The organism is Micromonospora sp. NBRC 107095 (genome assembly GCF_030269705.1).
Classification (GTDB): domain Bacteria; phylum Actinomycetota; class Actinomycetes; order Mycobacteriales; family Micromonosporaceae; genus Micromonospora; species Micromonospora parva.
This window is the reverse complement of record NZ_BSTU01000001.1, coordinates 342614-366411: the sequence shown is the minus strand read 5'-3', so window position 1 is coordinate 366411 and position 23798 is coordinate 342614. Positions and strand designations below refer to the sequence as shown.

The following is a 23798-nucleotide window of genomic DNA, read 5'->3' as shown; positions in this document are numbered from 1 at the left end:
CGGATGCACGCACGCTTCACTCCGGTCCGGGACCACTTCCACGACCTGCTCGCCTCCGGACGGGAGACCGGGGCCAGCTTGACCATCTGGTACGACGGGCAGCCGGTCGTGGACCTGGTCGGCGGCTCCCGCAGCGGCCACCGGCCGGGCGACGCGCCGTGGCTGCCGGACACGCTGGTCAACGTCTACTCGGTCGGCAAGCCGGTGGCCGCGCTCTGCCTGCTGCTGCTCGTCGACCGGGGAACTGTCGACCTCGACGCGCCGGTGGACCGGTACTGGCCGGAGTTCCGCACTCCCGCCACAGTGCGGCAGGTGTTGTCGCACACCGCCGGGCTGCCGGCCTTCCCGGTGCCCCGACCGGCCACCGCGATCGCCGACTGGGCGCTGCTCACCGGTGACCTGGCCGCCGCCGACCCCGAGTGGTCGCCGGGCTCGGTCGCCGGGGAACACGCCTGGACGTACGGGCATCTGGTGGGTGAGCTGGTCCGCCGGGTCGACGGGCGGTCGCTGGGTCGGTTCCTGGCCGAGGAGGTCGCGGACCCCTGGCAGCTCGACCTCGGCTTCGGGCTGACCGAGGCGGACCAGCAACGCTGCGCGGACCTGCGGTACGGCGACCCGCAGTGGCCCGGTCGGAAGCTCGGCGAACCGCTGTCACTGCGGGCGCGGGCGCTGGGCAACCCGGCCGGCGGGCTGGACCTCGCCGTGCTGAACAGCCCGCTGTGGCGGGGTGCCGAGATGCCCGCGGTCAATCTGCACGCCACCGCGCCCAGCCTGGCCCGGCTCTACGCCGGGCTGCTGGCCGGCGGCGTCCTGAACGGTGTCCGGCTGGTCAGCCCGGAGCTGATCGCGGAGACCACCCGGGTCCAGTACGACGGGCCGGACCTGGTGCTGGACCGCCCGGTCCAGTGGACGTTGGGCATGCAACGCGAACCGGACGGCAGCTGGGGCATGGGCGGCATCGGCGGCAGCAGCGCGTGGGCCGACCCCGAGCGCGGCTACACCTTCGCGTACGCCACCGCGCACCTCGCCGAGCACGACCGGGTGGACGAGCTGGTCGAGGCGTTGCACTCGGTGCTCTGATCAGCGCAGCCAGACGGGGTCGGTGCCGGGCACCGAGAGCGGCGGTGGGTAGTCGAGCGTGCGGCGCAGCCCGTCGGGCAGCCGCCACGGCTGGTGGATGGCCTTGCCCTGCACCCCCGCCAGCTCCGGCACCCACCGGCGCACGTAGTCGCCGGCCGGGTCGTACCGTTCGGCCTGCCGTACCGGGTTGAACCCCCGGTACGGCTTGGTGTCGTTGCCGGTGCCGGCGACCCACTGCCAGTTGCCGGAGTTGTTGGCCACGTCCCCGTCGAGCAGCCAACGGAAGAAGACCGCCACCCCGGACCGCCAGTCCTGCCCGAGGTGCTTGGTGAGGTAGCCGGCGGTGATCAGCCGGGCCCGGTTGTGCATCCAACCCTGCGTCCGCAGCTGCCGCATCCCGGCGTCGACGATCGGCATCCCGGTCCGGCCCTCGGTCCAGGCCGCCAACGCGTCGTCGTCGTAGCGCCACCGCTCGGTCGCGCCCCGCCGGTACGCCGTGGTCGAGATCTCCGGGAAAGCGGCGGTGACCTGGTAGTAGAAGTCCCGCCAGCAGAGCTGCCGGACGAACGGGCCGGACCGGTCCCCGGCACGGTTCGCCACCGCCAGCGGCGACACGCAACCGAAGCGCAGGTACGGGCTCAGCCGCGAGGTGTCGTCGCCGGCCATGTCGTCGTGCTGATCGCCGTACCGGGTCAGCTCGGGCAACCAGTCGGTGAGCCGTTGCCGGGCCACCCGCTCACCACCGACAGCCGCGTCCGGCGAGTCGCCGACGGGCAGCGCCGGCAGCTGGCCCACGCGGACCCGGTCGGGCAGCGCGATGCGCCGCGGTGCCGCCAGCTCCTCGCGCCACCGGTGGGCCGCCCAGGCCCGGTGGTACGGGCTGAACACCCGGTAGTGGTCACCGCCGCCGGGCCGCAACGCGCCCGGCTCGACCACTGTCAGCCCGGGAAAAAGTCGCAGGTGCAGCCGGTGCCGCTCGCACTCGGCGCGTAGTCGCCGTTCCCGCCGGCTGGCGTAGCGGCTGACGTCGGCCGAGAGCGCCACGGCGGAGGCGTCGACCTCGGCGGCCAGCCGGATCGTCTCGGTCACCGGGTCACCGTGCCGGACCACCAGGTCGCCACCGAGATCGCGGAGTTGGGCGCGCAGGTCGGCCAGGGCCTGGTGCAGGAAGCGGGTGCGGTTGGCGGACCGGTCGGCCAACACCGGGTCGAGCACGTACAGCGGCACCACCTGGTCGAAGGCCGCACACGTGCTGGCCAACGCCGGGTGGTCGTGCACCCGCAGGTCGCGGGTGAGGAGCACGATCGCCGTACTCGCGGTCACCGGCTCTCCGGGTGGATCGCCGGCCCGGGGATGACGACCGGGGTCCCGGTCGGGGTGAGCAGGGCCCGGGCGGCCACCGCCATCCGTCGCCGCTGTGGCACCAGGGCCCGCCGAACGAAGACGTCGTAATCCTGCGCGGCCACCTCGTCGAGGATGCCGCCGTAGAGCGCGTACGCGGTGCGCATGCAGGCCTGCGAGGCGGGCGCGAGCATGGTGATGCCCGGTGCGGCGGCGGCGTAGTGCGCCTGGGCGCGGGTCACCTCGTACTCGATCAGCTCGCGGATCCGGGGCGTACCGCGACCTCGGTCGCGGGCCGCTACCAACTCCTCGCGGGTGACCCCGAACTTCGCCAGGTCCTCGTCCGGCAGGTAGGTGCGGCCCCGGTCGAGGTCCTCGGCGACGTCCCGGATGAAGTTGGTGAGCTGGAAGGCGAAGCCGAGCTGTCGGGCCGGCTCCCGAGCCGCCGCCGGGTCGCAGCTGCCCAGGATCGGCAGCATCATGGTGCCGATGACCGCCGCCGAACCCTCCATGTAGTCGAGCAGGTGGTCGTAGGTCGGGTACGCGGTGACGGTGAGGTCCATCGCCATGCTCTTCAGAAACGACGCAAAGTCGTCCCGGTCGAGATCGAAGACGGCGATCGTGTGCAGCACGGCCGGCAACAGGGGGTCGTCGACCGACGCACCGTGCAGACCGGCCACGAACTGGCCGGCCCAGTTGTCCAGCAGGGCGGCCCGTTCGGCCGGCGGCAGGGCCTCGGTGCGGTCGACGATCTCGTCCGCGTACCGGGTGAACCCGTAGAGGGCGTGCACATGCCGTCGTTTCCAAGCGGGAAGCAGGCGGGTGGCGAGATAGTAGGTGCGGCCGTGGCGTTTGTGCAGCTCACGACACCGGTCATAGGCAGCGGTGAGATCGGTTTCCACCGGCCCTCCTCTAATTTATCGACGCACCAATCGACGCAACCCGTAGCCTAGGGTACGCTCGGCCACATGGCCAACGACGCAGTTGCGGGTGACGTGACCCGCGTGGCGCCGGCTGGGCCGGCGGACGGGGACGATCCGGTCCGCGCCGTTCTGGCCGCGTACACCCACGATCTGGTAACGGCGGTCGACGAGACCCTGGACACTTTCCTCACCGCCGAGGTTGACACCCTCCACGACATCGACCCGTCGATGGGAAGCTTCGCCGCCACCGCCCGGGAGGCCGTCCTGGCCGGCGGCAAACGGATCCGGTCCACGTTCGCCTACTGGGGTTGGCGCGGGGCGGTCGGCGGCACCGCGGCGCTGCCGCCGGTGCTGCCCGCGCTGGCCGCGCTGGAGCTGCTGCACACCTTCGCGCTGGTGCACGACGACGTGATGGACGCGTCCACCACCCGCCGTGGCCGGCCCACCGCGCACGTCGCACTCGCCGAACAGCACCTCGCCGCCGGCCACCGGGGTGACCCCGGCCGGTTCGGCGAGGCCGTCGCCGTGCTCGTCGGCGACCTCTGCATGGTCTGGGCCGACCAGTTGCTGTCCCACGCCTCGGTGCCGTCGACCCGACTCCTCGAGGTGCGCCGCTGCTACGACCAGATGCGGGTGGAGACGGTCGCCGGGCAGTATCTCGACGTGCTCGGCGAGAACGCCCCGGCCAGTTGGTCGGTCGACCGGGCGCTGCGGGTGGCCCGCTACAAGACCGCTAGCTACACCGTCCAGCGACCACTGCTCTTCGGGGCCACCCTGGCCGGGGTGCCCGCCGACGATCCGCTGGTCTCCACCTACACCCGCTACGGCCTGGCCGTCGGCGAGGCGTTCCAGCTCCGCGACGACCTGCTCGGCGTCTACGGCGACCCGGCGGCCACCGGCAAGCCGACCGGTGACGACCTCCGCACCGGCAAACCGACCGCGCTGCTCATGCTGGCCCGGGAGCTGGCCACCCCGGCCCAGCTCACCGCGTTGGAGCGGGCCGCCGACGGCCCGGTCGACAAGCTCGCCGGGCTGGTCGCCGAGACCGGCGCGGTGACCCGGGTGGAGCAGATGATCGCCGAGCGGGTGAGCGACGCGCTGGCCGCGCTCGACGCTGCACCCGTGGACCAGACGGCGCGCACCGCGCTGACCGGGCTGGCCACCGCCGCAACCAACCGGCGGGCCTGATGAGCGACTTGAGCGAGGAGGTGGTCACGTGCGGACGGTGAGCGGACGGACGGACCGGGTGGTGGTCGTCGGAGCCGGGCTGGGTGGGCTCGCCTGTGCCCTGCACCTGGCCGGCAGCGGTCGACAGGTGACAGTGCTGGAACGCGAGCCGGTGCCCGGCGGGCGGGCCGGCCGGCTGGGCGTGGACGGCTACGAGTTCGACACCGGCCCGACAGTGCTCACCATGCCCGACCTGATCGCCGAGGCGCTCGGCGCGGTCGGCGAGGAGCTGCGCGACTGGCTGGACCTGACCCCGATCGATCCCGCCTACCGGGCGTACTACCCGGACGGCTCGACCCTCGACGTACTCACCGACACCACCCGGATGGCGGCCGAGATCTCCCGGGTCTGCGGGCCTCGGGAGGCCGACGGCTACCTGCGGTTCGTCGAGTACGCGCGGGAGCTGTGGCGGCTGGAACGCACCGACTTCATCGAGCGCAACCTGGACGCGCCGACCGATCTGATCACCGGCAACCTGCTCAAGCTGCTCGGCGGCGGGGCCTTCCGACGCCTCCAAACGAAGATCAACCAGTTCTTCCGGGACCCGCGTACCCAGCGGATCTTCTCCTTTCAGGCGATGTACGCCGGCCTCGCGCCGCACGACGCGCTGGCCATCTACGCGGTCATCGCGTACCTCGACTCGGTGGCCGGGGTCTACTTCCCGCGCGGCGGCATCCACGCGGTCTCCCGGGCGATGGCCGGCGCGGCCGAGAAGCACGGCGTGCAGATCCGGTACGACACCACCGTGACCCGGGTGGAGACCGCCAACGGTCGGGCCACCGGCGTGCTCACCGCCGACGGCGAGCTGGTGCCGGCGGACGTGGTGGTGCTCAACCCCGACCTGCCGGTCGCCTACCGGGACCTGCTCCCCGCCGAGCCGCGCCGTCGGCTCACCTACTCGCCGTCCTGCGTCGTTCTGCACGTCGGCTCCCGACAGTCCTATGCGAAGATCGCCCATCACAACATCCACTTCGGACGCGCGTGGAAGGGCACCTTCGATGAGGTCATCCGGCGGGGCGAGTTGATGACCGATCCGTCACTGCTGGTGACCAACCCGAGCCGGACCGACCCCGCGGTGGCCCCTGCGGACCGGCACACCTACTACGTGCTCGCCCCGGTGCCCAACCTGCACCGGTCGCCGTTCGAGTGGCGCGGCGACCTGACCAAGCGCTACACCGAGCAGCTGATCGGCACCCTGGAGGAGCGCGGCTACGTCGGCTTCGGCGCCGGGGTCGAGGTGCTACGGGCGGTCACCCCCGCCGAGTGGGAGGAGCAGGGAATGGCAGCGGGCACCCCGTTCGCCGCCGCGCACACCCTCTTCCAGACCGGCCCGTTCCGCCCGTCCAACCTGCACCGCGACCTGTCGAACGTGGTGTTCGTCGGCTCCGGGACCCAGCCCGGCGTGGGCGTACCGATGGTGCTCATCTCCGGCAAGCTCGCCGCCGGCCGAATCACCGGGGAAGGCCGATGAGCAGCCGTGAAAAACATCTCGTCGAACTCGTCGACGACACCGGCAAGGCCCACGGCGAGACGACCGTCGCTGCCGCGCACCAACCCCCGGGGCAACTGCACCGGGCCTTCTCGGTGTTACTGATGGACCCGGACGGCCAGGTGCTGCTCCAGCGCCGGGCCGCCGCCAAGACCCGGTTCCCGCTGCGCTGGGCCAACTCCTGCTGCGGCCACCCGCAGCCCGGGGAGTCGCTCGCCGAGGCGGCCAACCGCCGGCTGAGTGAGGAGTTGGGCGCGGGCCCGGTCGAGCTGACCGAGGTCGGCATCTACGTCTACTACGCCGAGGACCCGGCCACCGGTCGGGTCGAGTTCGAGTACGACCACGTGCTGCGAGGCGAGTTCCTGCCCGGCGCTCCGCTGCTGCCCGACCCGGACGAGGTGGCCGAGCTGCGGTGGGCCGATCCCGCCGCGCTGGAGGCCGAGTTGACCAGTGACCCCCGGTCGTACGCGCCCTGGCTGGGCGGGGTGGTGAACCGGCTGCTCCGCCCCTCGGAGTCCCGGTCGGGCGCAACCGGTCCGGTCATGACCCCGCCCGGACCGTCGGCGGATGACACGGCGGAGCGGTCGGGTGGTCGATGAGGCGCTGAGCGCGGGCGCTGTCGCACGCCGGTTGGGGGTCGCGGTGACGACCCTGCGCACCTGGCACCAGCGCTACGGGCTCGGTCCCAGCGAACACATCCCCGGTCACCACCGCCGGTACACCCCTTCCGACCTGGTCCGCCTGGAGATCATGCGGCGACTCACCGCCGAGGGGGTGAGCCCCGCCGAGGCGGCCCGCTGGGCCCGCCAGGCTCCGGATCCGACGACCAACGGCACCGTCACCCGGATCCACCCGACCGGCCGTGACGGCGGCGGCACCATCCCGGTCGGCCGTGCCGGCCCGGCGGCCCGGGGACTGGCCCGGGCTGCCATGCGCCTGGACGCGGCGGCGATCAGCGAGACGATCGCGCACGCCTTGGCCGCCGACGGCGTCGTCGCCACCTGGGACGGCCTGCTGCGCCCGGTCCTCGCCGGCATCGGCGAACGGCACGCCGCCACCTCCGGTCTGATCGAGGTGGAACACCTCATGTCCCGCTGCGTCTCGGAAGCGCTCGCGGCGGCCAGCCGGGCCAAGGTCCCCACCGGGCCGGCCCGGATCCTGCTCTCCTGCGCCGACGAGGAACAGCACACCCTGCCGCTGGAGGCGCTGGCCGCGGCGCTCGCGGAGGCCGGTGTCAGCTACCGGATGCTCGGCGCCCGGGTGCCGGTGGCCGCGCTCGTCGAGGCGGTCAACCGGACCGGACCGGCCGCCGTGGTGCTCTGGTCACAAACTCGGGCCACCGCCGACCCGGCCCAACTCAGCGCGCTCCTGGCCGCACCCCGACGCCCGTTGCTGGTGCTCGCCGCCGGCCCCGGCTGGCGCGCCGACACCCTGCCCGCCGGGGTGGTGCGGCCGGTGGACCTGGCCGAGGCGGTCTCGCTCTCCGCTGCCGTGCGCGACGCCCTGCACCAGTCGAGGCGTGACTGATCGCACTGTCCCCGGCTGGCGGCGTCAACTACCGTCGGGCGGGTCCGCCTACCCCGACCCCTCCGGGAGCGAGCAGATGCAAGCCCGCGCCGTCCTGGCGTCCGTCCTCGCCATGGCGCTGTTCTTGTCCGGCTGTGCCCAGCCGCACCGCACCATCGCACCCGTCAGTGCCCCACCGCCGGAATCGACAGCGCCGCCCACCCCGAAACCGCACCCCAGCGTCACCAAGCCGGCCAAACCGCCACTGCGGCCACTGCCGGCCAAGCTCCCCGCCGGTCTGGGTCGCAACACCGGCGTACGCCCGGTGGCCCTGACGTTCGACGACGGGCCCAGCCCAGCCTGGACACCCAAGGTGCTCGACCAGCTGAAGGCCGCCAAGGTGACGGCGACCTTCTGCGTCGTCGGTCGGGAGGTGCAGCGCCACCCGGAGCTGGTCCGACGGATCGTCCGGGAGGGACACCAGCTCTGCAACCACAGTTGGCGACACGACCTCGATCTCGCCCGACGACCCGTCGCCGAGATTCGGGCCGACCTGGACCGCACCAACAAGGCCATCCAGAAGGCCTCTCCCGGCGCAAAGGTGCCGTTCTACCGGCAACCGGGCGGCCGGTGGACGTCGGAGGTGCTCGGGGTGGCCAAGAACCTCGGCATGCGCCCGCTGCACTGGTCGGTCGACCCGCAGGACTGGGACAAGCCCACCGCGGCCACCATCGGCAAACGGGTCCACGCCGCCACCCGCCCCGGGGCCATCGTGCTGCTGCATGACGGAGGCGGAAATCGGGCCGCGACCCTCGCCGCCTGCCCGAAGATGATCGCCGATCTGAAGCGGCGTTTCGGCATCACCCGACTCCGCTAGAACCGTCCTGACCTGTGGTTATGACCCGTCCCAAGCCCTTGGTGATACCGATTTTGTCGACCGGCCGGGCATCACGTATGCTTTCGAAGCCTCCGGCGGGGCCGGATGGGAGCAAGTCCGCTTGAAGTTGCGAGTGTGCAATGATGGCGGGGCCGCCCTCATCGTCTAGCGGCCCAGGACGCCGCCCTTTCAAGGCGGTAGCACGGGTTCGAATCCCGTTGGGGGCACGACCGGCGCAAGCCGGAGCAACACAAGCTAGGTCCTGTGGAGCAGTTGGAGTGCTCGCCGCCCTGTCAAGGCGGAGGTCGCGGGTTCAAGTCCCGTCAGGACCGCAGCGCTGACGCCGCGCCCCGCGCGGCGTTCTGCGTATCGGAGCAGGTCGCCTTGCCACCGGTTCGTCCGGTTGCCGGGTAACATGATCCGAGCGGCACGGCCAGGTAGCTCAGTTGGTACGAGCGTCCGACTGAAAATCGGAAGGTCGGCGGTTCGACCCCGCCCCTGGCCACATAGCCTTTCGCCGGGCTACAGAGGTCCCCACCAGCGGATTCGCAGGTGGGGATCTTGCTGTTTCCGGCGCTTGCGCCGGTCAACTGTTTCCGGCGCTTGCGCCGACGACCTCCGGCCGGCCCACGTGCGCCCAGCCACCGGCCCACGCGACCGGCCCGACCCGCCTGCGTGATCAGCAACACCCCGGTCCGCTTGATCGACTCGGCTTTCAGGAGATCGGGCTGTCCCCGCGCGCGCGACACCGCGATATCAAGGAAACCGAGTCGATCACCTACGCCTCGCGGCTACCTGGCGGTCCCGACGGGCGACGGGGGCGTCAGTCCCGGCGCGCGACCCAGGCGGCGTCCATCCCGGCGCGCGACCAGGCGGCATCAGTCCCGGCGCGCGACCAGGCGGCGCTAGTCGCGGCGGCCCTGCGGGCGGTGCTGCGCAACGCTGCCCTGGATCGCCTCCCACACGCTGCGTCCGGCCTGTCGCAACGTCTCACCCGCCTGCTCGGCGAGTTGGGCCGCACCCTGCGCCGCGCTCTGGGCCGCCGCCTGCGCCGCGCCCGGCAGACCACCGTCGCCATCCCCGGACGGGCTCGGACCGGCCCCGGCCGGCTGACCAGGCTTGCCGCGGTTATCTCCGGCCGCGGTCCCCGCCGGCCCCTCGGAGCGTTGCGGACCCTGGCCCGCCCCGGCCGGTCGCTGCCCCTGCGGATGCCCCTGATCAGCTGCCCCGGGTCCGCCAGCTCGCGGTCCGGGGCCGCCAGCATCCGGTGCCGACCCGGCCGGACCTGCCCCGAACCGACCGGCATCCGCCCGACCCGCATCCGCCCGACCCGCATCCGCCCGACCCGCATCCGCCCGACCCGCATCCGCCCGATCAGACGCAGGCCGACCCAACGCAGGCCGACCCAACGCAGGCCGACCCGACGCAGGCTGATCAGAACCCGGCCGACCAGGTCCAGGCTGACCAGGTCCAGGCTGACCAGACGCAGGCTGACCGAGACCCGGCCGATCGGAAGCCGGCCGATCGGAAGCCGGACGATCGGAAGCCGGACGATCACGGTCGACCGACGGCCCGGCTGCACCAACCTGCCGGCCCGGCTCGTCGCGTGCGCGGTCCGAGTACCGGCTCGACGCTTTGATCTCCGCCGCGCCCGAGGTCACCTGTTGGGTGCTGCGCCCCAGGTCGTCGACGGCGGTGCGCGCGAGCACCTCGATGATCTGTGGGTTGTTGTCGAGTGTGTCGAGCGCTCGCCCCAGGATCCTGGTCAGCTGCTCCAACCGGACCCGCAGCTGCGCCTCGGCGTTCACGCCGTTGACGTTCAACTCGCCGCCGTTGAGGTGCACCCGTACGCCGGCGTCGACCTGGAGCAGGTTGGCCACTCGCGCGCGCAGCGACAGGTCGGCCTCCAGGCCGTCGACCGCCAGTCGGATGGAGTCGACGGAGACCTTCGGTATGTCGAGCAGGACGTCCGGGCCGACGTCCCGGTCCGGCTCCCGCTGCTGCCCGCTCTCGCTCATGCTCTCCCGCCCCGCCTGCTTCCGGCCCGGTCGTCCGAGCCGTTGGGCGCGGTTACCCGCTTTCCGATCGGGCATCCCGTCCGTGACGACCCGGCGACCCTCTGTCTGGAACCGGGCACCGCGCGAAGCTGCACAGCCGGGCATCAGCCGGTATGGTCCGGGCCTATGGGACAGGAATTGACTGATCCGGCCGACATCCGGCAGGACGTCGGCCAGTTCTCTCTCCGGTGCAGCCTTGTCGTCCCAAGCTCCGCCGAGCACGCGTTCGCGGTCTTCACTGATGAGCTGACCGACTGGTGGGTCACCGAGTACACCTGGTCCGGCCCGCACGCGTTGGCCGAGCTGGGCATGGAGCCGCGGGCCGGGGGCATGCTCTACGAGTTGGGTCCGTACGGTTTCCGCGCCGACTGGGGTCGGGTGCTCACCTGGGATCCGCCTCGCCGGCTTGTCTTCGTCTGGCAGATCGGCCCGGATCGGGCACCGGTGCCGGACCCGGCCCGCGCGAGCGAGGTCGAGGTGCTGTTCCATTCCGAGGGGCCGGAACGCACCCGGGTCGAGCTGGAGCATCGGCACTTCGACCGGCACGGCGAGGCCGCCGAGGGCTACCGCAAGGCGCTCACCGCCGGCTGGCACGAGTTGCTCACCCGCTACGTCGCCGCGGTGTCGCGCCACCGCCCCACCACGCCGGCCTGACGGCGCACGAGGTCACCGGCCGAGTTGCCGATCGGCAACGGCGCCGCCGAGGTCCCGACCACCGAGGTTGGCGCGTTGTCCGGCTTCAGCCCCCGAGCCGAAGCCGGTGCCACCCAGCCGGCGCGGCGGTGCGGTGCGCAGCCGCGGGTACTCCTCGGTGAGCCGTCGCTGGACCCGGTCGGACCGGTCGGCCAGCACCAGCGCCATCGACGGCGTGCCCGAATCGCTGGCCGCCGCCGTTTCGGCCGCCCAGAGTCGGCCGCCCACCACCTCGGCGAAACCGGCCAGCCAGGAGCGCCGGAAGGCCGCCGGGTGGTCGTCGGCTGGCACCTCGGTGGCGGCCAGGCCGTGCGCCGCCTGCACGAGCAGTGAGGTGAAGAGCAGGTCGACCCGTTCCAGGTCGCTGGCGAAGCCGAAGAGGTGCATTGCGAACCCGTTGCCCTGCCGGCGGCGTACGCAGCGGCAGCGCAGGGGCTCGGCCACCGCGGCGAGCAGGCCGACCTTGTCGCGGGCGTACGGGGCGACGATGTCCAGCACCCGGTCGCCGACCGGGTCGGTGGTGGGGTCGCGGGCGGCGAGGAGGGCCCGGTCCACGCCGTACCGGGCGATCAGCTCGGTCGCCTTGGCGGTGAACGCGGCCGACTCGGCGGGTGTGCAGGCTGGGTCCTCGGCCTTGGCCAGCAACTTGCGCACCTTGCTGAGGATGGCCTCGGACATGCCTACAGAGCTATCACACGGGCCGGACCTCGTCGGGGCCGCGCCGGAATCGATCGATACGTATCATCGTCACGATCAGATGATCAGTCCTATACGGACGGTCAATCACCTGTTTCCGGAGGAACGAATGCCATCCCCGACCGCTCGCCTGCTCGCCGTCGCCACCGCCACCGCACTGCTCGCCGCCGGCACGCCCGCCCGGGCGGAACCGACAACACCGACCGCACCGGTCAACTCCGGGCCGAACGCGTTCGCCCCGCTCGCCACCTGTTACGGCGGGGCGGTCCGGTCGTACTTCGAGACGGGCCGTTACGGCGGCTCGGCCGGCCAGTACCGCACCACCACGCGCTGTCGCGACATCAACGTCCGCAACGCGAGCGTGTACGCCACCGAAGCGTGCGTGATCTTCGTCGACAAGACGAGCGCCTGCAACTACTGGACCTACCTGCCGGCCAACTCGGGCTGGACCACGGTGGCGACCAACGTCAAGGACGGCGTCAACTTCCGGGTCCGCTTCGAGAACCTGCGGTACGAGTACGAACCGCTGATCGCGTACCACGCCTTCTGACCGAGCCACGCGGCCGCGGCGTCCGCCCCCCGACGGACGCCGCGGCCCGCCGACAACGCCGCACCCACCGCGGCCCGTCGACGCGTCAGCCGGCGCGGCTGCGCAGGGTGGCGATCGTCGAGCCGGCAAGCGTCAGCAGGCAGTCCGGGAGCAGCCCATCCGCAGCCGCCGCGCCGAACAGGGCCTCGCCGGTGGGTTCGTCCTGATTCGCGTACGCACTGACGAAGCGGGCCACCCAGCGGGTGTCGTACCCGGCCTGGTCGATCCCCGGGAAGTCGAGCGCCGCCCCGCTCGCCGCTGGCGCGTCACCGAGCATGGTCGCCGCCAGGCACCAGGCGACCCCGTACGCGCCGCTCAGGCCGGCCCGGTCGACGACCGCGTCGAACGCTCCCACCACCGCGTCTCCATCGCCGGTCAGCGCCGAACGGAGCACGGCGGCCGCGTCATCGAACGTCTGCTGTGGTAGGTCGGTCACTCAGCGCACAGTAGGACGGGTGGTCAAGTCCCCCGACAACCGTCACTGTCCGTGTTCAATGCGAGCGACCTGCGCATTACGCCGCCTCCACGGTCCCGCCGCCGGCCTCGGCACGCTAATGTGCGCAGCGGACCTTCGCCGGAGGAAGGACGACCCATGTTCGTAACACGCCGCTCGCGGGTAGCCACACTGGCTGCCTGCGCGACGATCCTGCTCGCCACGAGCGCTTGCGGGGATGACAAGCCCGAGGAGGCAAGCGCCCAACAGGTGCGCCTCTACGGCACGGACGGCAACATGCTCAACTCCTATCCTGCCGAGTTGAAGGAACGGGCGAGCCTCGTCGACGGGATGAAGGGCACCACGCCGCTCACCCCGCTGCCGGACGACTTCAAGAGCCGGCTACGGGCCGTCGATCCGGCGCTGACGGACTACCTCTACTCCGCCGAGACGTACGACGCGGTGGTGATCGCCGTGCTCGCCGCCCAGTTGGCCGGCAGCACCAACCCGGCGGACATCGCCAAGCAGATCGTCGGTGTGACAAACGACGGGCAGCGCTGCGAGGACCCCGCCAGCTGCCTCGCGTTGGCCCGCAACGGGCAGGACATCGAGTACCGCAGCGTCTCGCTGACCCGGGCGGGCTTCACCGACAAGGGTGAGCCGGCCACCGCGAGCTACGCCACGCTGACCTTCGACGGGCAGCAGATCAACGACGGCAAGACCGAGTTCGTCGGTGCGGGCATCGAGTCGGCGGCGAGCACCAAGACGCCGCCGAAGCCGAAGAAGCAGCGCGCCGGTGGGGACCCCGACCAGGAGCCGCTGGTCCTGGGCGGTTTGCTGCCGAAGACCGGTGACCTCGCGATCGCCTATCCCCCGATGGCCGCCGGCGCCGCGCTGGCGATCAAGGAGATCAACGCCGCGGGTGGCGCCCTGGGCAAGCCGGTGACGTGGAAGGACGGCGACGACGGCACCAGCCCGACGGTGGCCAAGGCGACGGTGGCCAAGCACGTGACGGACGGCGTCAGCGTGATCATCGGCGCGGGTGGTTCCGGTATCTCCCGCGAGGTGCTGCCGGACGTGGTGCAGGCCGGGAAGATCCTCTTCTCCCCGTCCAACACCGACAGCGGCCTGACCGACGTGGAGGACAAGGGCCTCTACTTCCGCACCGCCCCGCCGGACAGCCTCCAGGGCCGGGCACTGGCCGACGTGATCCTCCGCGACGGATCCCAGAAGATCGTCATCGTCGCCCGCAAGGACTCCTACGGCGAGGGCCTCCAGGCCACCGTCCGCGACGAGCTGGCGAAGGCGGGCATCGCCGACGACCGGCTCAAGCTGCTGACGTACGAGCCGCCGGCCGACGCGAAGGCGGCGCCGGTCGACTTCAGCGGTGGCGCGAAGGAGATCAAGGAGTTCGGTGCGGACGCCGTACTGATCATCGGTTTCGGTGAGTCCGCCCAGGTGATCCGCGGCCTGGCCGACGCCGGGGTGCAGATCGGGCAGTAGCAGGACCTGAGGCCCACGACGGCCGCACCGGCTTCCCGCCGGTGCGGCCGTTTTCGGGTACGGGGGTCAGCGCGGCCGACGGCGCTGCAGGAACTCGGTCATCCGGCGGTGCTTTTCGTCGTCCTCGAAGAGCACCGCCTGGCTGACCAGGTCGAGGTGCGGGTGCGCGGCGGCCGGCGCGTCCACCGCCAGCTTGGTCAGCCGCAGCGCCAACGGTGAACCCAGGGCGATCTCGTCCAGCACCGCGTGCGCCACCGGCAGCAGCTCGTCGGGCTCGTCCACCACCCGGTTCACCAGGCCGATCCGCAGCGCCTCGGCGGCGTCCACCCGCCGGCCGGTGAAGAGCAGCTCCTTGGCCCGACCCTCGCCGATCAACGCGGGCAGCCGGTGGGTCGCGCCGGCGCCGGCCAGGATGCCCAACCGCACCTCCGGCTGGCCGAAGACCGCCCGCGCCGTGCACACCCGCAGATCACAGGAGTACGCCAGCTCCGCGCCACCGCCCAACGCCGGGCCGTCGACGGCCGCCACCGTCGGCATCGGCAGCGCCCGGATGCGGGCGAAGGCGGCCGAGTTGATCGCCGCGAGGGCGTCGGTGCGACCCCTCTCGCGGAGCTGGCCGATGTCGGCGCCACCGGCGAAGATGCCCGCCGTGCCACCGGTGAGCAGCAGCAGACGCGGACGGGCTTCCAACTCGGCGCAGACCTGGTGCAGCTCGGCGATCAGGTCGGCGTCGATGGCGTTGCGCTTCTCCGGCCGGTCCAGGGTGACCACCAGCCGGTCCGGCCGCTCCTCGATCCGCAGCCCGGTCATTGAGCTGGCCTTTCGTTCGCGACTGCGGGGCTCCGCTGCGCTGCACTCCTCGCGCTCACTGTTTGACTCCGCCTTCCCAGCGGTAGAAGCCGTGCCCTGACTTCTTACCCAGCCGCCCCGCTTCCACCATCTCCTCCAGCAGCGGCGGTGGCGCGAAGCGGTCCCCGTACGCGGCCTGGAGGGTGCGGGCGATGTCCAGCCGCACGTCCAGGCCGACCAGGTCGGTGAGCTCCAACGGCCCGATCGGATGCCGGTAGCCGAGCACCATGGCCTTGTCGATGTCCGCCGGGCTGGCCACCTCGTCGGCGACCATCCGGATCGCCTCCAGCCCGAGTGTGACCCCGAGCCGGGAGGTGGCGAAGCCGGGCAGGTCGCGTACGACGACGGGGTCCTTGCCCAGCCGGCCGGCGAGCGCGACGGCCGCGGCGGTGGTCTCCTCGGCGGTGGCCGGGCCGACCACGATCTCCAGCAGCGTCATCGCCCAGACCGGGTTGAAGAAGTGCAGGCCGAGGAAGCGCTCGGGCGCGTCCAGCCCGGCGGCCAGCGCACCGATGGCGATGCTGGAGGTGTTGCTCCCCAGCAGCTGCGGGCGCAGCGCGGCGGCGTCCCGCAGCACCGCCCGCTTCAGGTCGAGGCGCTCCGGCACCGCCTCCACGATCACCTGGGGGGCGGGTGCCACCTCGGCGAGGGTGGGGCGCAGCGTCACCCGCTGCCGGTTCGCGGCGGCCTCGTCGGCGCTCAGCTTCCCGCGCTGCACCGCCCGCTCCCACAGCTCGGCGAGCCGGTTCTGCGCGGCCGCACCCCGCTCGGGGTCCACCTCGACCACCTCGACGGCGTGTCCGGCGCCGGCCGCCACGTACGCGATGCCGAGCCCCATGGTGCCGGCCCCGACGACCACGAAACGATCGCTCATCACGCCTCCCTGTCCCGCCCGCCGACGCGCGGGGTCTCCGCCGCGTCGGCCCGGGTGTCCCGCCCGCTCCGCTCGCTCATGCTGCGACAGTAGACAGCGCGACGACCCGGCCCATGCGTGGGGGAGCGCCGGATCGGGTACTGACGGCCCGTCAACCGAGGGAAGGACCGCATCGAGATGAGCCAGGCACCGGAGAGCGTCACCGACACCGAGACCGTGGAGACCCGAGGCGACGAGCGGGTCGAGCTGTTGCGCGCCGACACCAACAACGACGGTCAGACCGACGTGTGGGTGGTGGACACCGACGGCGACGGCAAGGCCGACCTGTTCCAGTTCGACACCGACGGCGACGGCAAGGTCGACATCACCATGGTCGACATCGACGAGGACGGCACCCCGGACGAGGTGGTCGACGGCGACGGCGGTCTGCCGCCCGAGCAGCTCCCCCCGACCGTCCAGGTCTGAGACGTACGACGGCCCCCGCCTCCGCGCTGCGGAACGCGGGGGCCGTCGCTCAGCCGACGAGGCGCAGGGTGGCCAGGTAGTAGGGGGCGTCGCGGTCGTCCACATCGGTCAGCCGCCAGCCGGTGCCGTGCACCAGGGCGGCGAACTCGTCCGCCGAGCAGACCAGGTAGTCGAACCATTCGGTGCTCAACTCGCGGTAGCGCAGCCGCAGCCGCAGTTGGCCACCGAGCCGGCCGCGCCGACGGTTGCGCTCGTGGTAGCCGGTGTGCACCGGGTCGCGGGTGCCGTACGGGTCGGTGCCCTGCGCGATGATCTGCGCCCCGGGTCGGGCCAGCGCGGCGAGCGCGGCCAGGAACCCGGGGGCGCGCTCCCGCCCCTCGAACAGTCCGAGGTTGTTGCCGAGCAGCAGGAACGTGTCGTACCGGGCGCCGTCGGCGATGTGCGTCTCGACGGTGCCGTGCACCAGCCGCCGGACCCCGCGCCGTCGACACACCTCCAGCGCGCCGGCGGAGGTGTCCAGCCCGGTGACCGGTACGCCGCGCTCCTGGAGGTGCAGCGCGATGCGGCCGGCTCCGGTGCCGATGTCCAGCGTCTCGCCGTGCGCCCGGTCCACCGCGCGGTGGTCGTACGGCTGCCACTGCGCCGGCCCGTCCAGGTAGTGCGCGGCCGGGGCGCCGTTGATCAGCCCGTCGTCGCGTTCGATGATCTCGATGACCGGTCGCGGTAGCCGGCCACCGACCAGGGGTCGGGGGCCGACCCCGGTGGCCACGGCGAGCGTGTCCTGCAGCAGTTCGCCGATCACGTCACCGATTAGAGGCTCGACCGTCACGACGTTCACGCTATCTGGCCACTCAGTGGCCCGTGCCGGTCGTATCCTGGCGGCGTGACCATGCTGGACCGGCTGTCGGCCGAGAAGTACATCCTGCTCACGACCTTCCGTAAGGACGGTCGGGCGGTGCCGACCCCGGTCTGGGCGGTACGCGACGGTGACGCGTTGGCGGTCTGGACCCGGGCCGACTCGGGGAAGGTGAAGCGGATCCGCCGCAACGGCGACGTGACAGTGGCACCGTGCGACGTGCGCGGTCGGCCACACGGGGCGGAGGTGTCAGCTCACGCGACGATCTACGGGGGTGGTGACACCGGCCGGGTCCGCGACCTGCTCAAGCACAAGTACCGCCTGATCGGTCGGCTGAGCCTGTTGGGCAGCCGGTTGCGTCGCGGCGAGGGCGGCACGGTTGGCATCCGGGTGACGTTGGCCGAGCCGCAGCGCTGACCCGCTGCCAACGTCGTGCTCGGCGGGCATGGAAAGGGGCGGCGGATCGAGATCCACCGCCCCTTTCACCAAAAACTGTCGCCGGCTCAGTCGCCCTGCCGCTGCTGCGGGATCTGGCCCTGCAGCAGCGCCCTGACCTCCGACTCGCGGTACCGACGGTGGCCACCCAGGGTGCGGATGGCACTGAGCTTGCCAGCCTTGGCCCATCGGGTCACCGTCTTCGGGTCGACCCGGAACATCGACGCCACCTCGGCCGGTGTCAGTAGCGGCTCTGGTTCGTGCGTTCGCGATGCCATCGGTCACTCCTCCACATGTATAGACATCGGCCGGGGTCCCGCCGGCCGACGCGTCTCCCATGGTCCGGCTAGTCCCCGATGTCCGACATGGGCCGAACGGATGAAGGTCCCTAGACGGACGGATGAACCATGCCCGATTTTTACGACTTTTACACGGCAGAAAGTACCTTATTGGGACTCATGATCACGGTTCGTGATGCGTCAACTACGAGCGCAACTCACCTTGGGAGCGCTCCTAGAGCGATATGCCCTAGTTGCACCGCTCCAGCAGCTGCACCGCGCGCCACCGTGCCACCAACTTGTCGTACGCGGCGGACGCCTCCTCGGCCTCGCCGCGCGACAGCCCGGCGAGGCCGCCGGCGACCAACTCGGGCGAGTCGTCAGCGGCGAGGGTCTCGTCGGAGAGCAGGTCGACCAGACCCCCGTAGTCCAACTCGACCACGGACCGTGGATGGAACTCCTCCAGCCAGCGGGCCGCCTCCTCCACCGCCTCGGTGATCGGCGCCTCGCCCACCGACTTGCGCAGCACCGACAGCGCCCGGGACGAACGGCGTCGGGCCTTGGAGATCTCGGTGCGGTAGCGCAACGCCCGCCGGCCCGGCTGGGTGACCAGGTCCCGCTCCGTCGGATCGAAGAGCACGAACCACCGCAGTGGTACGCCCCAGGTGGCGATCTGCTCGTGCACCCGGGGCACCCCGTGCTCCAGCACCCGGGCGCCACTGCGCCAGTCGTCCACCACCGCCCTGGCCTGCCCGGCGAGCACCGGCGGTACGAAGGCGTCGGCGAGCACCGAGGGCACCCCGTCCCGGGCGCTGAGCGCGGCCTCAGCGACCCGGATGCGCAGGTTCCACGGGCAGACCAGCAGGCTGTCGTCCGTCTCCAGGACGTACGCCTCCTCCGGCAGGTCGGGCAGCCGGGTCCAGCCGGCGCCCAGCGCCTCGATCACCGCCGTCCGCTGCCGACCGGGCCCTTCGACCGGGCCGATCGCGCGCCCCTCCGAGACGTACCGGCGCCAGTAGCTCTGCCGGTCTCGATCGAAGGCGGCCAACGGTTCGTACACGCGCAGGTAAGAAGCGAAGAGCGACGGCACCGCGCGATCCTCCCACGAACCACGCCCGTACGCGGTCAGCGGCCGGAGCACGCGCGCCGCACGGTGGGACGGCACAGGCGTGTCGAGCGCCCGCACGGCGGCCGATACTAGGCTCGATCACACCGGCAGCATCCCCGCCGGGGTCCACCAGGTCCGCGCCCCACAAGGGCGCACACCACCGTAGGAGCCAACCATGGGCGTATTCGCCAGCACCGACGACCCGGGATCGACAGGTCACGAACAGGTCGTGTTCTGCCAGGACAAGCAGAGCGGCCTGAAGGCGATCATCGGGATCTACTCCACCGCGCTGGGCCCGGCGCTCGGCGGCACCCGCTTCTACCCGTACGCGAGCGAGGACGAGGCCCTCGCCGACGTGCTGGACCTGTCCCGCGGGATGGCGTACAAGAACGCGCTCGCCGGGCTGGACCTGGGCGGCGGCAAGGCGGTCATCTGGGGCGACCCGGAGCAGATCAAGAGCGAGGCGCTGCTGCGTGCGTACGGCCGCTTCGTGGAGTCGCTGGGCGGCCGCTACTACACCGCCTGCGACGTCGGCACCTACGTGGCGGACATGGACGTCGTGGCCCGGGAGACCCGGTACGTGACCGGGCGCAGCGTGGAGCACGGCGGGGCCGGTGACTCGTCGATCCTCACCGCCTGGGGTGTCTTCCAGGGGATGCGCGCCGCGGCCGAGCACGTGTGGGGCACCCCGAGCCTGCGCGGCCGGCGGGTCGGCGTGGCCGGCCTGGGCAAGGTCGGTAAGTACCTCACCGGGCACCTGCTGGAGGACGGCGCCGAGGTGGTCGCCACCGACGTCAACCCGAAGGCGCTGGCGTGGGTGCGCGCCAACCACCCGCAGGTCACCCTCGTCGACGACTCCAGCGCGCTGGTCGCCGCGGATCTCGACGTGTACGCACCGTGCGCGCTGGGCGGCGCCCTGAACGACGACACCGTGCCGGCGTTGCGCGCCAAGGTGGTGACCGGAGCGGCGAACAACCAGCTCGCCCACCCGGGCATCGAGAAGCTGCTGGCCGACCGGGGCATCCTCTACACGCCGGACTACGTGGTCAACGCGGGCGGCGTCATCCAGGTGGCCGACGAGATCGAGGGCTTCAACTTCGAGCGGGCGAAGCTGCGGGCGACCCGGATCTACGACACCACCCGCGAGATCCTGCACCTGGCCGACGCGGAGGGCGTGCCGCCGGCGGTGGCCGCCGACCGGCTGGCCGAGCGGCGGATGGCGGACGTCGGTCGGCTGCGCGCGATCCACCTGCGCTGAGCGTTCCCGGGGGCGGATCGACGAGATCCGCCTCCGGGCCCCCGGGTGCCGGCATGGCTGGGTAAGCTGAGTCCGGGTCAAGTTTGATGCGGTTTGTCCGGTGTCACGGGTGCTAACCGTTCCGCTCCTTACCCGGTACACTGGGTGACGGCCGGATCGACGCGACGCGCAGAGCCGGCTGACGGTAACCCGAGGTGCCGAACGTTGGCATCCCCATGTACCGTAAGAGCCACGAGAGATGCCTGACGTCATCGGGGCCCGCCTTCGGGCTGCCCCGCATTCTGTGCGAGGGGGTCGAGCCATGGGGCGCGGCCGTGCTAAGGCCAAGCAGACTAAGGTGGCGCGGGAGTTGAAGTACCACTCCCCGAACACCGACCTCACCGCCTTGCAGCGCGAACTGGCGGGTGCTGGTAAGTCTGAGCACCACTTCGACGACGACTCTAAAGAGTTCGTCGACGACGATGATGAGGATCACGCGGACGACGATCCGGATCCCTGGGTCCGTCCGACCCGCTGACCTCTCGACGCAGCTGAGCACGCGGTAACCCCCGCGTGCTCACGCACGTCCTGTGCAGGTGCAGTCGCCGACGATCAGGGGCCTGGCCCGACCGGAGCCATCCGGCCGCTCGACAGGCCCCTGACAACGGCTCCCCTCAGCGCGGGCGATTGTTCCAGTTGTAGAACGTCGGGATGTTCTCGAAGTGGTTCCATGCGCAGACCGCGCTGGAGCCGTCTCCGCCCGACACCTCCGCGCGCAGCCGCCGCGCGTCCTCGGCCTCCTGGAGCAGCGCGACGAGCGCAGGACCTGCGTCCCGTACCCGTTTGGTCACTCCGTCGTCCGCTTCGTGCTCAGGCCGCCGGTGCCTGGTGATCTCGGGCATGCTCCAACACTCCCTCCAATAGGCGGATCTTGCTGTTGCGGCAGTGCTCGGTCTCCGTACCGTCGAAACGCCCCAGCTCGAAGTAGCGGTTGGCGGCATGGCCGCCGCCGCAGAAACCGAAGTACGGGCAGGACGTCCGACACGCCTCCACCCCGGCCAGGAACTCGCCCACCCACGGCGTCGCCGCCGCGCCGCCGAGGATCTGCGCCAACGGGGTCGTCAGCACGTTGCCGCTGCTGAAGTCGCCGTAACGGGGATCGGTGAAGCCGGCCAGCTCAGGCGAGAGCACGATCACCGAGCCGTCGTGACCGATCGTCGGGATCGGGTCCAGTTGCCGCGGCAGCAGCCCGTCCGCCGAGTTGTCGAGCACCGCCGCGGCGTAGCGCAACGACCACTCGATCTCGCGGAGGTGGATCCGGGGCTCCCGGCGCCAGGCTCCGACCAGCTCCGCCCAGAACGCCGACACCGCCAACGGGTCGTGGCGGTTGTCGCGGGTGTTGACACCCTCGGTCTCCTCGATGTTGATGCCCAGTACGTCGCAGCCCAACTCGAGGAAGTAGTCGTACAGCTCGGTGGCGAGCCCCGGCTCCGGGCGGGACACCACCGCCAGCGCGGAGAAGGGCAGACCGCGCCGGCGCAGCGCCGCGACGCCGTGCAGGATCCTGTCGTACGCCGGCTGACCACCCCGGTTGACCCGGTCGCCGTTGCGCGCCCGGGGCCCGTCGACGCTCACGCTCACCCGCATCTCGTGCCGGACGAAGAAGTCGCACCAGTCGTCGTCGATGAGGGTGGCGTTGGTCTGCACATGGTGCTCGACCTCGGGCCCGAACGGCGCGATCAGATCGGCCAGGTGCTTCCGGCCGGCGGCCAGTGGCTCACCGCCATGCCACACCACCGAGAAACGACCGGTCGCCGCCCACGGGTTCACCGCTGCCGCGACCGCCTCGGCCACCGCCACCGGCATCCGGCGGTCGACGGCCCGAAACGGCAGGTAGCAGTACGCACAGTCGAGGTTGCAGAGGGTCGTGGGCTGCATCACGACGTACGACGGGACGGCGGCCAGACCGCGCATCCCGCTGAACGACTGTCCCCGAGCAGCCATCGCCCTCCTCCGCCTAGCCTGAGGGTGCCCTTCAGGCTAGGCGGCATTGGCCACTCGGGTGAAGCCCTGATCAGGTGCCCGTACGATCACCGGAGGGTGATCATCCTCGGGTGTGCTGACCCACCATCTGCACGTTGCCGGTGCCCTCGATGATCTCGCCGGCCTGCCACGCCTCGACCCCACGGCCGGTCAGGGTGGCCAGCGCGCGGTCGGCGTCCTCGGCCGACACGATCGCGAACATGCCGACGCCCATGTTGAAGGTCGACTCCATGTCCTGGTCGTCGATCCGGCCCTTCGTCTGGATCAGATCGAAGATCGGCTGCGGCTTCCAGGTGGACCTGTTGACCACCGCGTCGACGTTCTCGGGCAGCACTCGGACCAGGTTGCCGGGGATGCCGCCACCGGTGATGTGGGACAGCGCCCGCACCTCGGCCTCGGCGATCAGCTTGAGGCAGTCCTTGGCGTAGATCTTGGTCGGCGTGAGCAGCTCCTCACCGAGGGTCCGCTGCCGACCGAAGTCGTCGATCACGATGTCCAGACGCATCCGGGCCGCGCCGAGCAGCACGTGCCGAACCAGCGAGTATCCGTTGGAGTGCAGGCCGGAGGAGCGCATGGCGATCACCACGTCGCCCACCTCGACCCGCTCGGGGCTGAGGATGTCGGCTTCCTCGACCACGCCCACACCGGTCGCGGAGATGTCGTACTCGTCCGGGCGCAGGACGCCGGGGTGCTCGGCGGTCTCCCCGCCCAGCAGCGCGCAGCCGGCGTAACGGCAGCCGTCCGCGATGCCCGCGCCGATCTCGGCGACCTTGTCCGGAACGACCTCGCCGGTGGCGATGTAGTCGAGCAGGAACAGCGGCTCGGCGCCACAGGCCACCAGGTCGTCGACGACCATCGCGACCAGGTCGATGCCGACCGTGTCGTGAATGTCCATCTGCTGGGCGATCACCAGCTTGGTGCCCACCCCGTCGGTGGAGGACGCCAGGATCGGGCTCTTGTACTTCTTCGTGTCCAGCCGGAACAGGCCGGCGAAGCCACCGAGGTCACCGAGCACCTCGGGGCGCCGGGTCTGCCGGACCTTCGACTTGAGCAGCTCCACCGCGCGGTCGCCCGCGTCGATGGAGACGCCGGCGTCGGCGTACGAGACCGAGCGTTTGCGCGCTTGGCGGCCTGCGCCGCCCGTCCACGGCTGGCGGTCGCCGCCGGCGCCGGTCGGGCTGCTTCCTGCGCCGCTGCGCTCGGACACGTGCGTCACGGTTCTCCCCTTTGGTTCTCGGT

At 71.6% G+C, this 23798-nt stretch carries 26 protein-coding genes and 3 tRNA genes; 16 read left to right on the top strand and 13 right to left on the bottom strand.

Annotation, left to right across the window (positions count from 1 at the left end; genetic code table 11):
* Window positions 1-3 precede the first annotated feature (3 nt).
* The gene (locus QSK15_RS01785) at window positions 4-1080 is read left to right on the top strand and encodes a serine hydrolase domain-containing protein (protein WP_285792589.1); all 1077 of its coding nucleotides are present in this window, start codon (window positions 4-6) and stop codon (window positions 1078-1080) included.
* Here the strand turns inward: QSK15_RS01785 and QSK15_RS01780 are convergent, their stop codons facing one another.
* Window positions 1081-2403, bottom strand: a complete 1323-nt coding sequence (locus QSK15_RS01780; protein WP_285792588.1) for a cryptochrome/photolyase family protein — start codon at window positions 2401-2403, stop codon at window positions 1081-1083.
* On the bottom strand, window positions 2400-3323 hold the full coding sequence (locus QSK15_RS01775; protein ID WP_285792587.1) for a phytoene/squalene synthase family protein: 924 nt from the start codon (window positions 3321-3323) through the stop codon (window positions 2400-2402). The genes QSK15_RS01780 and QSK15_RS01775 overlap by 4 nt, the downstream gene beginning before the upstream one ends.
* Before the next feature lie 66 nt (window positions 3324-3389).
* Between QSK15_RS01775 and QSK15_RS01770 the strand changes: the two genes are divergently transcribed.
* The 8 genes from QSK15_RS01770 to QSK15_RS01735 all read left to right on the top strand — a co-directional run bounded on the left by QSK15_RS01770 (window position 3390) and on the right by QSK15_RS01735 (window position 8948).
* Window positions 3390-4532: a polyprenyl synthetase family protein gene (locus tag QSK15_RS01770; RefSeq protein ID WP_285792586.1), complete on the top strand. Its 1143-nt coding sequence runs from the start codon at window positions 3390-3392 to the stop codon at window positions 4530-4532.
* Between the two features lie 28 nt (window positions 4533-4560).
* Complete coding sequence (gene crtI / locus QSK15_RS01765; protein WP_030332239.1) at window positions 4561-6042, top strand: phytoene desaturase family protein; 1482 nt, start codon at window positions 4561-4563, stop codon at window positions 6040-6042.
* Window positions 6039-6659, top strand: coding sequence for an isopentenyl-diphosphate Delta-isomerase (idi, locus tag QSK15_RS01760; protein WP_285792585.1), 621 nt, complete (start codon window positions 6039-6041; stop codon window positions 6657-6659). The genes crtI and idi overlap by 4 nt, the downstream gene beginning before the upstream one ends.
* Complete coding sequence (locus QSK15_RS01755; protein ID WP_285794298.1) at window positions 6649-7587, top strand: MerR family transcriptional regulator; 939 nt, start codon at window positions 6649-6651, stop codon at window positions 7585-7587. Before idi ends, QSK15_RS01755 begins: the two co-directional genes overlap by 11 nt.
* 76 nt (window positions 7588-7663) lie before the next feature.
* Entirely contained in the window at window positions 7664-8443 is a 780-nt protein-coding gene (locus QSK15_RS01750; RefSeq protein WP_285792584.1) for a polysaccharide deacetylase family protein, read from the top strand.
* 154 nt (window positions 8444-8597) lie between these two features.
* Window positions 8598-8670 (top strand) — tRNA-Glu (locus tag QSK15_RS01745).
* Between the two features lie 31 nt (window positions 8671-8701).
* A tRNA-Asp gene (locus QSK15_RS01740) sits at window positions 8702-8775 on the top strand.
* A gap of 99 nt (window positions 8776-8874) precedes the next feature.
* A tRNA-Phe gene (locus QSK15_RS01735) sits at window positions 8875-8948 on the top strand.
* A gap of 400 nt (window positions 8949-9348) precedes the next feature.
* Here QSK15_RS01735 and QSK15_RS01730 read toward each other — a convergent pair.
* The gene (locus tag QSK15_RS01730; protein ID WP_285792583.1) at window positions 9349-10461 is read right to left on the bottom strand and encodes a hypothetical protein; all 1113 of its coding nucleotides are present in this window, start codon (window positions 10459-10461) and stop codon (window positions 9349-9351) included.
* Window positions 10462-10626: 165 nt separating this feature from the next.
* Between QSK15_RS01730 and QSK15_RS01725 the strand changes: the two genes are divergently transcribed.
* Entirely contained in the window at window positions 10627-11154 is a 528-nt protein-coding gene (locus QSK15_RS01725; protein WP_285792582.1) for an SRPBCC family protein, read from the top strand.
* A gap of 12 nt (window positions 11155-11166) precedes the next feature.
* Here QSK15_RS01725 and QSK15_RS01720 read toward each other — a convergent pair whose 3' ends face one another.
* Window positions 11167-11871, bottom strand: a complete 705-nt coding sequence (locus QSK15_RS01720) for a DUF2786 domain-containing protein (RefSeq protein ID WP_285792581.1) — start codon at window positions 11869-11871, stop codon at window positions 11167-11169.
* 127 nt (window positions 11872-11998) lie between these two features.
* Here QSK15_RS01720 and QSK15_RS01715 point away from each other — a divergent pair, with 127 nt between their 5' ends.
* Complete coding sequence (locus QSK15_RS01715; protein WP_285792580.1) at window positions 11999-12439, top strand: hypothetical protein; 441 nt, start codon at window positions 11999-12001, stop codon at window positions 12437-12439.
* 85 nt (window positions 12440-12524) lie between these two features.
* Here QSK15_RS01715 and QSK15_RS01710 read toward each other — a convergent pair whose 3' ends face one another.
* Complete coding sequence (locus QSK15_RS01710) at window positions 12525-12914, bottom strand: hypothetical protein (RefSeq protein ID WP_030332223.1); 390 nt, start codon at window positions 12912-12914, stop codon at window positions 12525-12527.
* Between the two features lie 156 nt (window positions 12915-13070).
* Between QSK15_RS01710 and QSK15_RS01705 the strand changes: the two genes are divergently transcribed.
* The gene (locus tag QSK15_RS01705; protein ID WP_285792579.1) at window positions 13071-14414 is read left to right on the top strand and encodes an ABC transporter substrate-binding protein; all 1344 of its coding nucleotides are present in this window, start codon (window positions 13071-13073) and stop codon (window positions 14412-14414) included.
* A gap of 66 nt (window positions 14415-14480) precedes the next feature.
* Here the strand turns inward: QSK15_RS01705 and QSK15_RS01700 are convergent, their stop codons facing one another.
* Together QSK15_RS01700 and QSK15_RS01695 are read right to left on the bottom strand one after the other, a co-directional pair.
* Window positions 14481-15224, bottom strand: coding sequence for an enoyl-CoA hydratase/isomerase family protein (locus tag QSK15_RS01700; protein WP_285792578.1), 744 nt, complete (start codon window positions 15222-15224; stop codon window positions 14481-14483).
* Between the two features lie 55 nt (window positions 15225-15279).
* Window positions 15280-16137 carry a 3-hydroxyacyl-CoA dehydrogenase family protein gene (locus QSK15_RS01695; protein WP_285792577.1) on the bottom strand — a complete coding sequence of 286 codons (858 nt, stop codon included), beginning with the start codon at window positions 16135-16137 and terminating at the stop codon, window positions 15280-15282.
* A 177-nt stretch (window positions 16138-16314) separates the two neighbouring features.
* Here QSK15_RS01695 and QSK15_RS01690 point away from each other — a divergent pair, with 177 nt between their 5' ends.
* Window positions 16315-16602, top strand: a complete 288-nt coding sequence (locus QSK15_RS01690) for a hypothetical protein (protein WP_203146519.1) — start codon at window positions 16315-16317, stop codon at window positions 16600-16602.
* Window positions 16603-16651: 49 nt separating this feature from the next.
* Here QSK15_RS01690 and QSK15_RS01685 read toward each other — a convergent pair whose 3' ends face one another.
* Complete coding sequence (locus QSK15_RS01685) at window positions 16652-17431, bottom strand: class I SAM-dependent methyltransferase (RefSeq protein WP_285792576.1); 780 nt, start codon at window positions 17429-17431, stop codon at window positions 16652-16654.
* A 54-nt stretch (window positions 17432-17485) separates the two neighbouring features.
* Here QSK15_RS01685 and QSK15_RS01680 point away from each other — a divergent pair, with 54 nt between their 5' ends.
* Window positions 17486-17875, top strand: coding sequence for a PPOX class F420-dependent oxidoreductase (locus QSK15_RS01680; protein WP_285792575.1), 390 nt, complete (start codon window positions 17486-17488; stop codon window positions 17873-17875).
* 86 nt (window positions 17876-17961) lie between these two features.
* On the opposite strand, the gene QSK15_RS01675 is transcribed toward QSK15_RS01680, so the two are convergent.
* Both QSK15_RS01675 and QSK15_RS01670 read right to left on the bottom strand, forming a co-directional pair.
* Window positions 17962-18171 carry a BldC family transcriptional regulator gene (locus tag QSK15_RS01675; protein ID WP_007073996.1) on the bottom strand — a complete coding sequence of 70 codons (210 nt, stop codon included), beginning with the start codon at window positions 18169-18171 and terminating at the stop codon, window positions 17962-17964.
* Window positions 18172-18421: 250 nt separating this feature from the next.
* On the bottom strand, window positions 18422-19261 hold the full coding sequence (locus tag QSK15_RS01670; protein WP_285794297.1) for a DUF8083 family protein: 840 nt from the start codon (window positions 19259-19261) through the stop codon (window positions 18422-18424).
* Between the two features lie 193 nt (window positions 19262-19454).
* Between QSK15_RS01670 and QSK15_RS01665 the strand changes: the two genes are divergently transcribed.
* Both QSK15_RS01665 and QSK15_RS01660 read left to right on the top strand, forming a co-directional pair.
* A complete protein-coding gene (locus tag QSK15_RS01665; protein ID WP_285792574.1) occupies window positions 19455-20537 on the top strand; it encodes a Leu/Phe/Val dehydrogenase in 1083 nt (360 codons plus the stop codon).
* Between the two features lie 301 nt (window positions 20538-20838).
* Window positions 20839-21054, top strand: coding sequence for a DUF3073 domain-containing protein (locus QSK15_RS01660; RefSeq protein WP_030332207.1), 216 nt, complete (start codon window positions 20839-20841; stop codon window positions 21052-21054).
* A gap of 136 nt (window positions 21055-21190) precedes the next feature.
* Here QSK15_RS01660 and amcA read toward each other — a convergent pair whose 3' ends face one another.
* From amcA to purM, 3 genes are all read right to left on the bottom strand, one after another.
* A complete protein-coding gene (amcA, locus tag QSK15_RS01655; RefSeq protein ID WP_030332206.1) occupies window positions 21191-21418 on the bottom strand; it encodes a multiple cyclophane-containing RiPP AmcA in 228 nt (75 codons plus the stop codon).
* On the bottom strand, window positions 21387-22490 hold the full coding sequence (gene amcB / locus QSK15_RS01650) for a cyclophane-forming radical SAM peptide maturase AmcB (RefSeq protein WP_285794296.1): 1104 nt from the start codon (window positions 22488-22490) through the stop codon (window positions 21387-21389). Before amcB ends, amcA begins: the two co-directional genes overlap by 32 nt.
* Window positions 22491-22620: 130 nt before the next feature.
* Window positions 22621-23775, bottom strand: coding sequence for a phosphoribosylformylglycinamidine cyclo-ligase (gene purM / locus QSK15_RS01645; protein WP_030332204.1), 1155 nt, complete (start codon window positions 23773-23775; stop codon window positions 22621-22623).
* Window positions 23776-23798: the final 23 nt, after the last annotated feature.

Bases quoted from the DNA above. Each gene is read 5' to 3' on its own strand.
- QSK15_RS01715 (WP_285792580.1), top strand. From the start codon at position 11,999: ATGCCATCCCCGACCGCTCGCCTGCTCGCCGTCGCCACCGCCACCGCA.
- amcA (WP_030332206.1), bottom strand. From the start codon at position 21,418: ATGCCCGAGATCACCAGGCACCGGCGGCCTGAGCACGAAGCGGACGAC.
- QSK15_RS01700 (WP_285792578.1), bottom strand. From the start codon at position 15,224: ATGACCGGGCTGCGGATCGAGGAGCGGCCGGACCGGCTGGTGGTCACC.
- QSK15_RS01725 (WP_285792582.1), top strand. From the start codon at position 10,627: ATGGGACAGGAATTGACTGATCCGGCCGACATCCGGCAGGACGTCGGC.
- QSK15_RS01675 (WP_007073996.1), bottom strand. From the start codon at position 18,171: ATGGCATCGCGAACGCACGAACCAGAGCCGCTACTGACACCGGCCGAG.
- QSK15_RS01690 (WP_203146519.1), top strand. From the start codon at position 16,315: ATGAGCCAGGCACCGGAGAGCGTCACCGACACCGAGACCGTGGAGACC.
- QSK15_RS01720 (WP_285792581.1), bottom strand. From the start codon at position 11,871: ATGTCCGAGGCCATCCTCAGCAAGGTGCGCAAGTTGCTGGCCAAGGCC.
- QSK15_RS01705 (WP_285792579.1), top strand. From the start codon at position 13,071: ATGTTCGTAACACGCCGCTCGCGGGTAGCCACACTGGCTGCCTGCGCG.
- QSK15_RS01665 (WP_285792574.1), top strand. From the start codon at position 19,455: ATGGGCGTATTCGCCAGCACCGACGACCCGGGATCGACAGGTCACGAA.
- amcB (WP_285794296.1), bottom strand. From the start codon at position 22,490: ATGCGCGGTCTGGCCGCCGTCCCGTCGTACGTCGTGATGCAGCCCACG.
- idi (WP_285792585.1), top strand. From the start codon at position 6,039: ATGAGCAGCCGTGAAAAACATCTCGTCGAACTCGTCGACGACACCGGC.
- QSK15_RS01730 (WP_285792583.1), bottom strand. From the start codon at position 10,461: ATGAGCGAGAGCGGGCAGCAGCGGGAGCCGGACCGGGACGTCGGCCCG.
- QSK15_RS01660 (WP_030332207.1), top strand. From the start codon at position 20,839: ATGGGGCGCGGCCGTGCTAAGGCCAAGCAGACTAAGGTGGCGCGGGAG.
- QSK15_RS01770 (WP_285792586.1), top strand. From the start codon at position 3,390: ATGGCCAACGACGCAGTTGCGGGTGACGTGACCCGCGTGGCGCCGGCT.
- QSK15_RS01785 (WP_285792589.1), top strand. From the start codon at position 4: ATGCACGCACGCTTCACTCCGGTCCGGGACCACTTCCACGACCTGCTC.
- QSK15_RS01750 (WP_285792584.1), top strand. From the start codon at position 7,664: ATGCAAGCCCGCGCCGTCCTGGCGTCCGTCCTCGCCATGGCGCTGTTC.
- QSK15_RS01695 (WP_285792577.1), bottom strand. From the start codon at position 16,137: ATGAGCGATCGTTTCGTGGTCGTCGGGGCCGGCACCATGGGGCTCGGC.